Raw genomic sequence first — 13224 nt, 5'->3', positions numbered from 1 at the left:
ATAAATAAAAGTAAAATATTGATTTCCAACCCCCAGCGAAACAACTTTTGGCCTTGCTACGGAACATCGAATATTGCCAAAAAAAGCTTATAAAAAAATTAAATTTTCACTTTTTTAACATTTGGCTTTTTACTAACAAATTCGATTTTTTAATGAAATTTTTGTATAGATAACATAATTTTTGGTATAAAAATCACAATCCAAATATTTCTCAATTGTTTTTTTCTTTTTTTGGAATTTCAAAAAAAAGAATAATAAAACCGCCGGTTACAACCCTTAATTATACGTCAAAACAGGGGTAATTGTTGAGCCGTTTCAGCTATTATTATAAACTAAAAAATAATGCGCTGGTTTAGTGTTTTATAAAATTAAAAATTAACTTTTTTTGATTTGCGGCACGCAATAAACACATACCTAAAAGCCGCACCGCGATCCTAATATTCCCCAAAAACGCTGCGCAATACGTCGGCAATCTCTCCCAGGGTTGCATGGCTCTCTACCGAAGTTACTATAAACGGCATTAAGTTTTCAGCACCGGCAGCAGCCATTCTCAAAAGATGTAAACTTTTCTCAACTTCTTCACTATTACGCGCCTTTTTTAGCTCTGCAATTTTTTCCGATTGCATTTTTCTGATCGCATCATCCACCCTAAACACGTTAAAGGGAGCTTCCTCCTGCTGGGTAAACCTGTTAACACCTACAATCACTTTTTCGCCGGCTTCAATCTCCTGTTGGTACTGATAAGCAGAGGCTGCTATTTCCTGCTGGATATAATCCTGCTCTATGGCTTTTACCGCGCCACCCATCGCATCTATCTTATTTATATATAATTGGGCTGCTGCTTCCATCTCATCTGTCAAAGCTTCGATAAAGTATGAACCGGCAAGCGGGTCAACCGTATCGGTAACACCACTTTCAAACGCGATGATCTGCTGGGTGCGCAAGGCTATTTTGGCTGCGGCTTCTGTTGGTAACGACAAGGCTTCGTCATACCCATTGGTATGTAATGATTGTGTGCCCCCCAGCACGGCAGCCATTGCCTGGTTGCTTACCCTTATAATATTATTAAGAGGCTGTTGTGCTGTTAATGTTGAGCCGCCCGTTTGCGTATGAAAGCGAAGTTTTTGAGCGCCGGCATCGGTAGCTCCCAATTGTTTAGTAATATGCGCCCACATGCGCCTTGCAGCCCGGAACTTGGCTATTTCCTCAAAAAAATTACTGTGGCAGTTAAAAAAGAAAGAAAGGCGCTTGGCAAACACATTAATATCAAGTCCTTTATCCAGTGCGGCTTTTAAATAGGCTTTGCCGTTGGCCAAAGTAAATGCCAGTTCCTGCACGGCGGTTGAGCCTGCTTCGCGGATGTGATAACCTGATATGGAGATGGTATTCCATTTGGGCACCTCTTTGCTGCAATATTCAAATACATCGGTAATGAGCCGCATGGATGGCGCAGGGGGATATATATAGGTGCCGCGGGCAGCATACTCTTTTAATATATCGTTTTGTATGGTGCCGGAGATTTGCTTGAGATCTGCTCCCTGCTTTTTGGCCAGGGCAATGTACATAGCCAGCAAGATTGGGGCCGTGGCATTAATAGTCATGGAGGTAGTGATATTCTTAAGTTCAATACCCTCAAATAAAACCTCCATATCTTTTAACGAATCAATGGCTACCCCTACCTTGCCTACCTCACCCTCGGCAAGGGGATGGTCGGAGTCATAGCCTATTTGTGTTGGGAGATCGAAGGCTACCGAAAGTCCGTTTGTTCCCTGGCTTAATAAATAGTGGTAGCGCTTGTTTGATTCTTCGGCGGTTGAAAAACCGGCGTATTGACGCATGGTCCAGGGTTTGCCCCGGTACATATCTTTTTGGATGCCGCGGGTAAAGGGGAACTCACCGGGCAATTCACTCATATTTGAAGGTTTGGTATAAACCTCCTTAATTTCGATACCCGATGTAGTGGTAATTTTTTTATCCCTGGCCATAAGCTTAGTATAATTCTTCCATGTCCTGCCTGATGAGCCCAAGCGCCACATCATAAGGGTTATCTTCAAGCTTACTTAAATGTACCAGGATAACCTTACTTAACTCAAGTGCTGAGGTATCGGGAGGTAAAGCCTTTACAGCATTATTGATCATATTAATGGTATCGTCCTTCACCCTTTTTACCACGTTCCAAACCCGGGCGCTTACATAAATTTGCTGCGTAATGTTATGCTGAAACTCGTTGCGCACCTCGTTAACAATAATAGCCTGCAATTCGGCGGCGGTATCGGCCGATCCGTTAAGGCGGATAAGTAAACTTGCAGGATTAACCCTTTCAATGAAAAGTACAACCCTTTCGTAAGCCTGCAGGCGCAAGGGCAGTGTTTGATTACTGATAGTACGTTTTAATTCCAATAGCTGGATACTTTCTGATTTATCAAGGTATGGTTTAAACAGGTAAAAAGCGATATACACAACGCCTAAGCCCGAAATGGTATATTTTAAAATATCAAACAAAAAAGGTAGAGTGGGCATGTTTATAAATGTTATACAGAGGTCATAAAATTATGACACTAACAAAAATCTGCATTTTACGTTATATTTGTGTGGAATAAATAAAAATAAAGATGAGTATAGCTGTTGAAGCTGCTCCGGTTTCTTTTACACCGGGCGCAGTAAAAGAACTTTATAAATTAAAAGACCAGCAAGAAATAAACGACGAATTTGGTTTACGTGTTGGTGTTGAGGGTGGTGGATGTTCGGGCATGAACTATATTTTAGGCTTCGACATGAAAAAAGACGGCGACCAGGAATATATTATTGATGGTATTAAAGTTTTCATGCACAAAGCGCACGGTTTATACCTGGCCGGTATGCAAATCGATTACCAGGACGGATTAAATGCCCGTGGTTTTACTTTCAACAATCCTAATGCTGCCAGCACCTGCGGCTGTGGTTCTTCTTTCTCGGTTTAAAATTTTCTTTAAAATATTATAAAGCGGTATCACGATCATCCTGATGCCGCTTTTTTTGTAAGACGCATAATTGCGTCTCTACCGCGTGCAATTTACGCAATTGGGCATGCGGCTTGTCTTACGGGAGACACAATTATGCGCCCCCACATTGAAACAATTGCCTCATTTTAATCCCTCGTTAATCGTCTTTCTCATCCAATACGGGGAGTTTACTGCAAATCCTACAGTATGAAAGGTAACTTTTCCCTCCTTATTTAATATAACACTGGTTGGATAAAGGCCTATTTTATACCTGGCGGCTATATCCCGGCCATCATCGATAATATCATACTTAAACTCCGTTTGCTTCAGAAATTTCTTCAGATCGTAGCGATAATCCAGTGCTATTGCCAAAAAAATCACGTTTGAGTTACCCTTATAATCATCAACCAGCTTGTTTAACTCCGGAATCTCCTGCATACAGGCCGGGCAGCCTATAAACCAAAAATTCAAGACAACGACTTTGCCGCGTAAATCTTTTAGTTTGATTTTATTACCGTTAATATCATGTGTACTAAACGGTTCCATTATCTCACCGGTGTTAAAATAGGTCGATTCGTAGGGTTTGGGGAGAGAAGCCATGTACTGCTCTTTGGCTTCTTCGGGCGATAGCTGTTTCGGCATACTCTCTCGTGTTCCTGTCGTTTGCTCAGTTTCAGACTTTATGTACCGCACTTCTTTGGTGCCCTTCTTCTTAACAATAAAGGCAGTTTTAGGATCTTCTATATTCTCGCGCCATAAAACAAACTGCCTGGTACGCACCAGATCGCCCCATTCCTTGTAAGTAAGTTGCTTTCCGGTCGAATCTTTTACTACCGAATGTTCGTCAATATTAAAGGAATGCTTAACAACTTTATGCAACAGGCTGTCCTGAGGCCACGCACCAACACTCAATACAATAAATAAAAACAAGAGGAAAATTTGCTTCATGGCAGGTTTAGTTTATATTTCATAAATATACCTGAAGATATTTAATATATAGGGATTAAAATTGCAACAAACAGGCAATATCATTGACGCCAGGCTATACTATCCATCAAAAAGTTTATTGATCAGCAACTGTAACAAATAGGCGGAGTGCATAGTCATACCAGCAAGTTTTTTATATTTATACCATGCCGGTAAAAACCTCTTACAAAGAAAACATTTCCATTGCATTACAGTCTATAGCCGGCAACAGGCTGCGCACCTCATTAACCGCGCTCATCATAGCTATTGGTATCATGGCGTTGGTGGGTATTTTAACGGCCATTGAAGGCATCAGGCAGTTCACTAATGATGCTTTTGCCGATCTTGGCGCCAACACATTCACCCTGCAAAACCGTGGCGAGGGGTTGAACTTCGGCAACGGCGGGCATCGTAAAGTGTATCCGGCCATTACTTATGACCAAGCTGTACGCTTTAAAAATACTTTTAAATTGCCGGTAGCTGTAGCCATTAATTTAGAGGTAAATGGTACCGCAGTAGCCAAATACGGCAATCAAAAAACCAATCCAAACATATCTATCTCCGGCTCAAACGAAAATTACCTGGTTACAGCGGGTAAAAAGCTGGCTTTCGGGCGTAATTTTTCAGCTTCTGAACTGGAACATGGATCGAACGTGGTCATTATTGGCGACGAGATTAAAAAGAAACTGTTTAAAACCGAAGACCCGATAAATAAATCGATATATCTTGGTACCGATAGGTTCAGGATAGTTGGTGTATTTGCATCAAAAGGCTCAAGTTCATTCGGAGGCGATAAATTTTGCGTGATCCCGGTATTGAAAGCCAAACAGATAGACAGTACCAAAAATGCTTCGTTCACAGTAACCATTAAAGTAGCCACTCCCGGTGCCCTTGATGCTACCATAGGTGAAGCCACTTCCTTATTCAGAAACGTAAGAGGGCTTAACGTAATTAACCAGGATAACTTTGAAATAAGCCGAAGCGATTCCATTCAAAAAGAGCTTTCAGGTCAACTTGCAGGTATTACAGCCGCCGGTTTTGCTGTAGGTATTATCACGCTAATCGGTGCCGCCATAGGGCTTATGAATATCATGCTGGTATCAGTAACAGAACGCACCCGCGAAATTGGTGTGCGAAAAGCTATAGGAGCAACCCCGGCAATCATTCGTAAACAATTTTTAATAGAGGCCATAGTGATCTGCCTTATAGGCGGTGCAGCAGGTATGATACTGGGCATGGCTGCCGGAAACCTAATTGCCGTACAAATAAGCGGCGCATTTGTAGTGCCATGGGGATGGCTGTTCTTTGCAGTGGTGTTGTGTACGTTTATTGGTTTGATATCGGGTTACTACCCGGCAAAAAAAGCAGCAAAACTGGATCCGGTTGAAGCTTTGAGGTACGAATAGCAACAATACCGAACTAAAAAACGCAACGATTACATTTACAAAAATTATTACCAGAACCCTACAGAAACAGCAAAGTGCAATTTAAAAGAAAGAGGTCACCCTTAAACTTTTAGATGACCTCCTTATAGAAAACGTATATAATTTAAACGACGGAATAATTTGCCACTCCACTATACCATTCCTGGGCGTGGCCATATGCGGTATAGGTTACGTTTATTGTACAATTCCCGTTTGCATCGATAGAGTAAGTACCACTTGCTGTACCGGCACCTACCGCGTTATCAGGGCTAGTCCCAAAATACTCAACCAAAAATGCGTTAATGTTACCGCTATTCGTTTGCCCGCGCCCGCTTAATGTAACACTATTATTGCCATTGCTAAAATAAAAATCATATTGCACCAACCTGGCATTTAGCCTGGTAATGTGAACTGATTTTAACTTATAGGCATTTTTTGACTTAGCGGGTGAAAACCCGAATAATACTTGACTGCCAATTGCCAATAAAACAATTAACACCACTTTAAAGAGTTGTCTATTTTTCATAATAATATAGCTTTTGATATAAAGTTATATTTATTATATATAAAATACAAGCAAAAATACCAACTTATTATTTTACAAAAATAAAAAATGTTAATAAAAACAACACCCTACCTTTTCCCCCTAAAGGTTTTGAAATAACTCGTAAACAGGATATTTCCTTCATTCAGCGCGAAGTTACGCTATCGCCAAACTCCAACTATAAACTATATTAATATTTATAAATGAAGAAGGTACATCAAACTTACCTTCTTCGGGATGTTTTTTTTTAACAACATCACTATGTTTTCTATAAATACCTAATAGCATATTCAGAACAGCGAATCTTGTATGGCGTATACATAAGGGTCCTCTGCGAGAGACCCTGATGGGACGTTAGCATTTAAAACAAATAAAAAAATCGTTATTGCTTCGTACCACAACAACGATTTTTTAGGCTATATCATTTTTGCAATACTGCTTTTGCTAAAACAACATCTTATTCTTAAGCGGATAGTCGATAAGCAATTTTTCGATATAGGTTGTTCTTAGTGCATCGCCAAATGCTGCGGCGTGCCTTAAGTGGTGCATATCACTTGAAATAAAATCTATCAAACTATTATCAATCAGGTCTTCGGCCATCTTCTTTATCTCCTTGCCGTAATACCCGGTAAGAGATATGGTGTTAAGCTGAAAGTCGACACCCCAACTGTGCAAATTTTTCAATTTCTCTAAATCAAGGTATTGATAGCGCTCGGGGTGGGCCAAAATAGGTTTATACCCTTTATCATGAAGCTTTTGAATTACACTGTAAGTATTTGGCGGTTGATTTATAAATGAAAATTCAAATAATACGTGATTATCGCCCATGGTCATGATCGGGCCATCCTCTACACGAGCTTCAAACGTTTCATCAAAATAGTGTTCGGCAGCGGCTTCAACCGGTATATCAATTCCCTGCTTAACCAGTTCGGCTTTTAATATAGCAAGCGCGTTTCCTATGGTTTCGGGGGTGTTGCGATAAAAATCTATCATGATGTGTGGCGTAGCGATAACTTTTTTTATCCCCAATTCCATCATCTTTTTTATCAATTCTACCGAGTCTTCAGGCGTTTTAGCGCCATCGTCAATTCCCGGTAACACATGCGAGTGCATATCAACCATGATTCCCTCATAATTGAACTTTGATTCCCTTACTGCCTTCTTCCTCTTAAAAAGCCCGAACATTTTTATCTATCGTTATACTGACTGCTGTAATATTGCTGGTAATGTCCCGACGTTACATCATTAAGCCAATCTTCATTAGCCAGGTACCAATCAACTGTTTTTTCCAAACCTTCTTCAAAAGTTATGCCCGGCACCCAACCCAAATCATTTTTTAATTTGGTTGCATCGATAGCATATCTCAGGTCATGCCCGGCCCTGTCTGTCACAAAAGTGATCAACTTAGCCGATTCTCCCTCAGCTCTGCCTAATTTTTTATCCAATATACTGCAAAGCAATTTGATCAGGTCAATATTTTTCCATTCATTATGCCCGCCTATATTATAGGTTGAGCCCGATTTGGCATTATGAAATATTACATCAATTGCCCGCGCATGGTCTTCAACCCAAAGCCAATCGCGGATATTTTCGCCCTTACCATATACCGGTACAGGTTTACTTTGCTTGATATTATTAATTGCCAGCGGAATAAGTTTTTCCGGAAAATGGAATGATCCATAATTGTTTGAGCAATTTGATATTACGGTATCCATACCATAAGTATCCTGGTAGGCCCGCACAAAATGATCAGAACCCGCCTTTGAAGCCGAATATGGTGAATGTGGATCATAGGCAGTTTCTTCAGTAAACATCCCCTCATCGCCAAGGGTACCGTATACCTCATCGGTAGAAACATGATAAAAACGGGTTTTATCATATTTGCCTTTCCAGTGCTCACGGGCGCTATTCAATAAATTTACGGTGCCTACCACATTGGTCATCACAAAATCAAGGGGGTTAGTGATCGACCGGTCTACGTGCGACTCGGCAGCAAGATGGATCACCGCATCTGGATTTTCAGCCGCAAAAAGTTCATTAATAAAAGCAATATCAACAATATCTCCCTTTACGAACTTATAATTAGGTTCATTTTCAATATCCTTTAAATTGGCCAGGTTACCCGCATAAGTAAGCTTATCTAAATTAACAATGCTGTAATCAGGATAATTTTTCACAAACCTGCGCACCACATGCGAACCAATAAAACCAGCGCCCCCTGTTATAATGATCTTTTTCATTCCTTGCTGTTGATATTAATTGAATGGATTTTGAGCAATATATTTTTCCCACTCCCAGGCTGATGACATCATTTCGCCAATACCAAGTTTAGCTGTCCAGCCAAGTTTGGTTGATGATTTGGTAACATCGCCCCAAACCTGCTCCACATCACCTTCACGGCGCGGGCCAATTTCATAGTTCAGTTTTTCGCCAGTAGTGCTTTCAAAAGCATGAATTACTTCCAATACTGAAGTGCCATTGCCTGTGCCCAGGTTAAACACATCATAACCTTTAAATTCGTCTTTTTCGGCAAGCCTTAACGCGGCTACATGGGCTTTCGCCAAATCAACTACGTGAATATAATCGCGGATGCAGCTACCATCAGGCGTGTTATAATCATTACCAAAAACGGTTATTTTTTCGCGTTTGCCTATGGCAGTTTGTGTAATAAAAGGCACCAGGTTTTGTGGTACACCTATTGGCAACTCCCCGATCAAAGCAGACTCATGGGCACCTACGGGGTTAAAATAACGCAACGAAATCACTTTATAATCGCTGCCGGAATTTACCATATCAACCAAAATTTCTTCGGCTATTTGCTTGGTATTACCATATGGCGATTGCGCAGGCTGTACCGGAGCATTCTCAGTAACGGGTAATTTTTCGGGCTGTCCATAAACTGTGCAGCTTGATGAAAATACAAAATTGATAGCCTTACCGTAATAAGCTTCGAGCAGATTGATAAGAGAATAAAAATTATTCCGGTAATATTTCATTGGTTTTTTTACCGATTCGCCCACCGCTTTAAAGGCTGCGAAGTGGATGATACCACCTATTTCGGGTTCGGCAAGTGCAAGTGATCTAACGGCGGCTTCATCGCAAAGATCAAGCTTATGAAATACCGGGGTAAAGCCTAAGATCTTTGTAAGCTGATCTAATATTTTAGGGTCCGAGTTCGACAGGTCGTCAACGATAATGGGGTCATACCCCGCGTTAACCAGCTCAACAACGGTGTGCGAACCAATAAAACCCAAACCGCCTGTTACTAATATTTTCATGGTTTAAATAGAGAGTATGTTTGAATGTTCGGCAAAGTAAGCAGATTGTGACAATTCATCCGCTTTTATATTATAAAAAAGGCCAAAAAAATTAATTTCCGGCCTGGTTACCTTTACTTATTGTAATAGGTAAAGTCTTTATGGTTTATTTCATGTTCGGGCAACGACTTGAAGTATTCTAAGGTGATCTTCAAACCTTCACTCCTGGATACTTTTGGCTCCCAGCCTAATATAGCTTTGGCCTTGGTAATATCCGGGCGGCGTTGCTTCGGATCGTCTGTTGGCAAAGGCAGGCTGATCAGCTCCTGGTTGGTGCCCGTCAGCTTAATAATCTCCTCGCCAAATTGTTTTATCGTGATTTCATCAGGGTTGCCGATATTCACCGGCTGGGCGTAATCGCTGTGCAATAATCTGTGGATCCCTTCTATCAGGTCATCTACATAACAAAACGACCGCGTTTGTGAGCCGTCGCCAAACATGGTCAGCGGTTCGCCCCGCAGTGCCTGCCCTATAAAAGCCGGTAATACCCTTCCGTCGTTCAGTCGCATCCTTGGGCCATAAGTATTGAAAATCCTAACGATCCTGGTTTCCAACCCGTGGAAGGTATGGTAAGCCATGGTAATAGCTTCCTGGAACCTTTTGGCTTCATCATACACCCCTCTCGGGCCTACCGGGTTTACATTACCCCAATATTCCTCTGGCTGCGGGTTGATGTTCGGATCGCCGTATACTTCCGAGGTGGAGGCGATCAGCATCCGTGCCTTCTTGTTCCGGGCCAGTCCCAGCAGGTTATGGGTTCCCAGTGAGCCTACTTTCAATGTCTGGATCGGAATTTTCAGATAATCTATCGGGCTGGCCGGTGAGGCAAAATGCAGGATATAATGCAGTTCGCCCGGTACATAAACAAACTTGGATACGTCATGGTTATAAAACTCAAAGTTCTCCAGTTTGAACAAATGTTCGATATTCCTCAAATCGCCGGTGATCAGGTTATCCATCCCGATCACATGATAATCTTCCTTAATAAACCTGTCGCACAGGTGCGAGCCTAAAAAACCGGCCGCTCCTGTAATCAGGATTCTTTTTCTTTCTGTCATATTGCTACTGTTTTACGGCCTATACTGTTATAATAAAATCCATAATCTTTCATCCTGTCCAGGTCATACAGGTTACGCCCGTCAAAAATTACGGGCGACTTCAGCTTTTCTTTCATAAAGTCAAAGTCTGGAGTACGGAATACCGGCCATTCGGTCACAATCAGCAAAGCATCTGCATCTTCAAGGGCATTGTACCGATTGGTGGCATAGCTTATCTTATCGCCAAGTAGTTTTTTAACGTTTGGCATGCCTTCCGGGTCGTAGGCGGTTACTGTCGCCCCGGCTGCTAACAGCTCATCGATAATGTACAGTGCCGGTGCTTCGCGGATATCGTCGGTCTCCGGTTTAAAAGCCAGTCCCCACAGGGCAAAATGTTTTCCTTTCAGTCCGCCTTCGCCATAATATTCACGCATTTTAACTACCAGCCGTTTCTTCTGAGTTTCGTTCACTTCCATCACCGAGTTGAGGATCTTGAAGTCGTATTTATTTTCTTCGGCTGCTTTGGACAGGGCCTGCACATCTTTAGGAAAACAGCTGCCCCCATAACCAACACCCGGGAACAGGAAGCGTTTGCCAATGCGGCCATCTGCTCCTACCCCCTTGCGTACCATATCTACATCCGCCCCTACCAGCTCGCACATGTTGGCAATCTCGTTCATGAACGTGATCTTGGTGGCCAAAAATGAGTTGGCTGCATATTTGGTTAGCTCGGATGAGCGTTCGTCCATGTATAATATAGGGTTGCCCTGGCGCACGTAAGGTGCATATAAATCGCCCATTACCTGGCGGGCTTTTTCGTCCGTTGTACCGATCACTACCCTATCCGGTTTCATGAAGTCTTCTACGGCTACGCCTTCGCGTAAAAACTCGGGGTTGGATACTACAGCGAAGGGAACATCGGTATTGGCTTTCATCACTGCGGTTACCTTATCTGCCGTACCTACCGGTACAGTTGATTTGGTTACGATCACTTTATATTCGGTGATCAGTTTGGCTATATCTTTTGCCGCGCCAAGCACATAACTCAAATCGGCTGCTCCATCGGCTCCCGGAGGCGTTGGTAATGCCAAAAAGATCACCTTGGCCGGGGCTATTGCTTCGGCAAGATTAGTGGTAAAGGTTAGTCTTTCCTGTTTAATGTTACGCAGAAATAAAATATCAAGACCCGGTTCATAGATCGGCATTTCGCCATTCCGCATCTTGTTTACTTTTTCTTCCACGATATCTACACAGGTTACTTCATTTCCCGTTTCGGCTAAACAAGTTCCCGTTACCAGGCCTACATAGCCCGTACCAATTACTGCAATTTTCATAGTGTTAAATGTGTTTTAAATTTAAGTAAGCAATATTTGTATGATCAATCATATAACCGACTTATTATAGCACCGGGCGGGCCATAAACTAATATTGTAATTATTGTTATTACTTTTATGCCCGGCTAAGATAATCATTCAGCGTTAAAATTGATGTTATTATATAATATAGGTATCAAATTATATTCCCTTTTTATCCGTTTTGCCGCATTGTTTAACAACAAGGCAAAACTTTGGGTTGCAGGGCGTAAAAATCCTGTCTTTGTACGTATAGAAAGCAGTATTTGGTTTCATTTTGCTTCACTTGGCGAATTTGAGCAAGGAAGGCCGATACTGGAAGCAATGAGAAATTTACACCCCAAAAAGAAAATAGTAGTCACTTTTTTTTCCCCTTCGGGATATGAGATCAGGAAAAACACCCCCCTTGCGGACTATGTTTACTACCTGCCTTTGGATACTGCCCGAAACGCCCGCAGGTTTATTGATGCCATTAACCCCGAGATTGTCATTTTTACTAAATACGAGTACTGGTTCCATTTTTTTAATGAAGCAAACAAGCGTAATATCCCCCTGTATATCGTATCAGGCATCTTCAGGCCCACACAGGTGTTTTTTAAATGGTATGGCGGTTTTAATCGCAGAATCCTAAGTCTGGTATCGCACTTCTTTTTACAGGATGAGGCATCTGCGCAGTTATTGAAAAGTATCGGTATTACTAACACATCAGTTAGCGGCGATACCCGGTTTGATCGCGTTTGGGCAAATGCAAAAAAACCTAAAGTGCTGCCTTCGATACAACAATTTAAAAACGGTCACAAGTTATTTATAGCAGGCAGCACCTGGCCACAGGATGAGAATATATTAACCAAGTTAGTAAGCCAGTATCCCGACTGGAAATTCATCTTCGCTCCGCATGAAATACCGGAAGAAAAGATTAATAACTTAATAGAGTTGCTTCCGCAGGGAAAGGCGATCACTTTTTCTCAGCTAAGAACTGAGGCAGAAGGCTTAAAGTCAGGAGATTTTATTAACCAATCGCTTACATCTAACAATCTTCAATCGCTGGTGATAGATAATATCGGCATGCTTTCATCGCTTTATGCTTATGCCGACGTTGCTTACATAGGTGGCGGCTTTGGTGTGGGTATTCATAATACCCTGGAGGCAGCCGCGTTCGGTCTGCCGGTTATTTTTGGCCCCAATTATCAGAAATTTAACGAAGCCAAGGAACTTATAGCCATTAATGCCGGTTTTAGCATCAGCAATGAAACAGAATTAAAAGATATTGTTGACACACTGGTTAATGACGAGGCGTTTTATAATATTACCCGTAAAAAGGTATTTAATTATGTGAAGGAAAATGTAGGGGCTACGGAAATGATCATGAAGTATATCGATAAATAAAAAATGCCATTAATGATATGAGGAACGAGTGAGAAATTGTACACCCGGTAAGTAAACCATGTATGGTGGATTTGCAGGAAGCAGAAGATTTCTCTTCACACCCAGCTTCGCGCCCTTCGCCGTTCATCGAAATGACAATTTTATAAAAAGACTATTCCATCATTCAAAACAAAACATGGCTGTTTACTGTACAAAAGCGATAAATTCTTAATATTGC

The 13224-nt window shown here is 41.7% G+C and carries 12 protein-coding genes; 3 read left to right on the top strand and 9 right to left on the bottom strand.

The window, feature by feature from the left end:
- Positions 1 to 434 precede the first annotated feature (434 nt).
- Together J3L18_RS31045 and J3L18_RS31040 are read right to left on the bottom strand one after the other, a co-directional pair.
- A complete protein-coding gene (locus J3L18_RS31045) occupies positions 435 to 1985 on the bottom strand; it encodes an acyl-CoA mutase large subunit family protein (protein WP_129569070.1) in 1551 nt (516 codons plus the stop codon).
- Positions 1986 to 1989: 4 nt separating this feature from the next.
- A complete protein-coding gene (locus tag J3L18_RS31040) occupies positions 1990 to 2520 on the bottom strand; it encodes a DUF7935 family protein (protein ID WP_090528832.1) in 531 nt (176 codons plus the stop codon).
- Positions 2521 to 2612: 92 nt separating this feature from the next.
- On the opposite strand from J3L18_RS31040, the gene J3L18_RS31035 reads away from it, so the two are divergent.
- Positions 2613 to 2960, top strand: coding sequence for a HesB/IscA family protein (locus tag J3L18_RS31035; RefSeq protein ID WP_129569071.1), 348 nt, complete (start codon positions 2613 to 2615; stop codon positions 2958 to 2960).
- 162 nt (positions 2961 to 3122) lie between these two features.
- On the opposite strand, the gene J3L18_RS31030 is transcribed toward J3L18_RS31035, so the two are convergent.
- Positions 3123 to 3929, bottom strand: a complete 807-nt coding sequence (locus tag J3L18_RS31030; protein WP_129569072.1) for a redoxin domain-containing protein — start codon at positions 3927 to 3929, stop codon at positions 3123 to 3125.
- A 185-nt stretch (positions 3930 to 4114) separates the two neighbouring features.
- On the opposite strand from J3L18_RS31030, the gene J3L18_RS31025 reads away from it, so the two are divergent.
- The gene (locus J3L18_RS31025; RefSeq protein ID WP_129569073.1) at positions 4115 to 5353 is read left to right on the top strand and encodes an ABC transporter permease; all 1239 of its coding nucleotides are present in this window, start codon (positions 4115 to 4117) and stop codon (positions 5351 to 5353) included.
- A 142-nt stretch (positions 5354 to 5495) separates the two neighbouring features.
- Here the strand turns inward: J3L18_RS31025 and J3L18_RS31020 are convergent, their stop codons facing one another.
- The 6 genes from J3L18_RS31020 to J3L18_RS30995 form a co-directional block, all read right to left on the bottom strand.
- Positions 5496 to 5897, bottom strand: coding sequence for a hypothetical protein (locus J3L18_RS31020; protein WP_091165788.1), 402 nt, complete (start codon positions 5895 to 5897; stop codon positions 5496 to 5498).
- 462 nt (positions 5898 to 6359) lie between these two features.
- Positions 6360 to 7037, bottom strand: coding sequence for a tyrosine-protein phosphatase (locus J3L18_RS31015; protein ID WP_243771429.1), 678 nt, complete (start codon positions 7035 to 7037; stop codon positions 6360 to 6362).
- 65 nt (positions 7038 to 7102) lie between these two features.
- Positions 7103 to 8155 (bottom strand): dTDP-glucose 4,6-dehydratase, encoded by a 1053-nt coding sequence (gene rfbB / locus J3L18_RS31010; protein WP_129569074.1) that lies wholly within the window; start codon positions 8153 to 8155, stop codon positions 7103 to 7105.
- 15 nt (positions 8156 to 8170) lie between these two features.
- A complete protein-coding gene (gene galE / locus J3L18_RS31005; protein ID WP_091165775.1) occupies positions 8171 to 9193 on the bottom strand; it encodes a UDP-glucose 4-epimerase GalE in 1023 nt (340 codons plus the stop codon).
- 113 nt (positions 9194 to 9306) lie between these two features.
- Positions 9307 to 10290, bottom strand: coding sequence for a UDP-glucuronic acid decarboxylase family protein (locus J3L18_RS31000; RefSeq protein WP_129569075.1), 984 nt, complete (start codon positions 10288 to 10290; stop codon positions 9307 to 9309).
- Positions 10287 to 11603: a UDP-glucose dehydrogenase family protein gene (locus J3L18_RS30995; RefSeq protein WP_129569076.1), complete on the bottom strand. Its 1317-nt coding sequence runs from the start codon at positions 11601 to 11603 to the stop codon at positions 10287 to 10289. The genes J3L18_RS31000 and J3L18_RS30995 overlap by 4 nt, the downstream gene beginning before the upstream one ends.
- 153 nt (positions 11604 to 11756) lie before the next feature.
- Here J3L18_RS30995 and J3L18_RS30990 point away from each other — a divergent pair, with 153 nt between their 5' ends.
- Positions 11757 to 13007 (top strand): 3-deoxy-D-manno-octulosonic acid transferase, encoded by a 1251-nt coding sequence (locus J3L18_RS30990; RefSeq protein WP_311085041.1) that lies wholly within the window; start codon positions 11757 to 11759, stop codon positions 13005 to 13007.
- Positions 13008 to 13224 lie beyond the last annotated feature (217 nt).

The sequence above is a fragment of the Mucilaginibacter gossypii genome, assembly GCF_017569325.2.
Taxonomy (GTDB): domain Bacteria; phylum Bacteroidota; class Bacteroidia; order Sphingobacteriales; family Sphingobacteriaceae; genus Mucilaginibacter; species Mucilaginibacter gossypii.
Note: the sequence above shows the minus strand (reverse complement) of the source record. Positions and strands in the feature narration are given on the sequence as shown.

What these genes read in the sequence shown, in the direction of transcription:
- J3L18_RS31045 (WP_129569070.1), bottom strand. Translation starts at nt 1,985, where the DNA reads ATGGCCAGGGATAAAAAAATTACCACTACATCGGGTATCGAAATTAAG.
- J3L18_RS31040 (WP_090528832.1), bottom strand. Translation starts at nt 2,520, where the DNA reads ATGCCCACTCTACCTTTTTTGTTTGATATTTTAAAATATACCATTTCG.
- J3L18_RS31035 (WP_129569071.1), top strand. Translation starts at nt 2,613, where the DNA reads ATGAGTATAGCTGTTGAAGCTGCTCCGGTTTCTTTTACACCGGGCGCA.
- J3L18_RS31030 (WP_129569072.1), bottom strand. Translation starts at nt 3,929, where the DNA reads ATGAAGCAAATTTTCCTCTTGTTTTTATTTATTGTATTGAGTGTTGGT.
- J3L18_RS31025 (WP_129569073.1), top strand. Translation starts at nt 4,115, where the DNA reads ATGCCGGTAAAAACCTCTTACAAAGAAAACATTTCCATTGCATTACAG.
- J3L18_RS31020 (WP_091165788.1), bottom strand. Translation starts at nt 5,897, where the DNA reads ATGAAAAATAGACAACTCTTTAAAGTGGTGTTAATTGTTTTATTGGCA.
- J3L18_RS31015 (WP_243771429.1), bottom strand. Translation starts at nt 7,037, where the DNA reads ATGGTTGATATGCACTCGCATGTGTTACCGGGAATTGACGATGGCGCT.
- rfbB (WP_129569074.1), bottom strand. Translation starts at nt 8,155, where the DNA reads ATGAAAAAGATCATTATAACAGGGGGCGCTGGTTTTATTGGTTCGCAT.
- galE (WP_091165775.1), bottom strand. Translation starts at nt 9,193, where the DNA reads ATGAAAATATTAGTAACAGGCGGTTTGGGTTTTATTGGTTCGCACACC.
- J3L18_RS31000 (WP_129569075.1), bottom strand. Translation starts at nt 10,290, where the DNA reads ATGACAGAAAGAAAAAGAATCCTGATTACAGGAGCGGCCGGTTTTTTA.
- J3L18_RS30995 (WP_129569076.1), bottom strand. Translation starts at nt 11,603, where the DNA reads ATGAAAATTGCAGTAATTGGTACGGGCTATGTAGGCCTGGTAACGGGA.
- J3L18_RS30990 (WP_311085041.1), top strand. Translation starts at nt 11,757, where the DNA reads ATGTTATTATATAATATAGGTATCAAATTATATTCCCTTTTTATCCGT.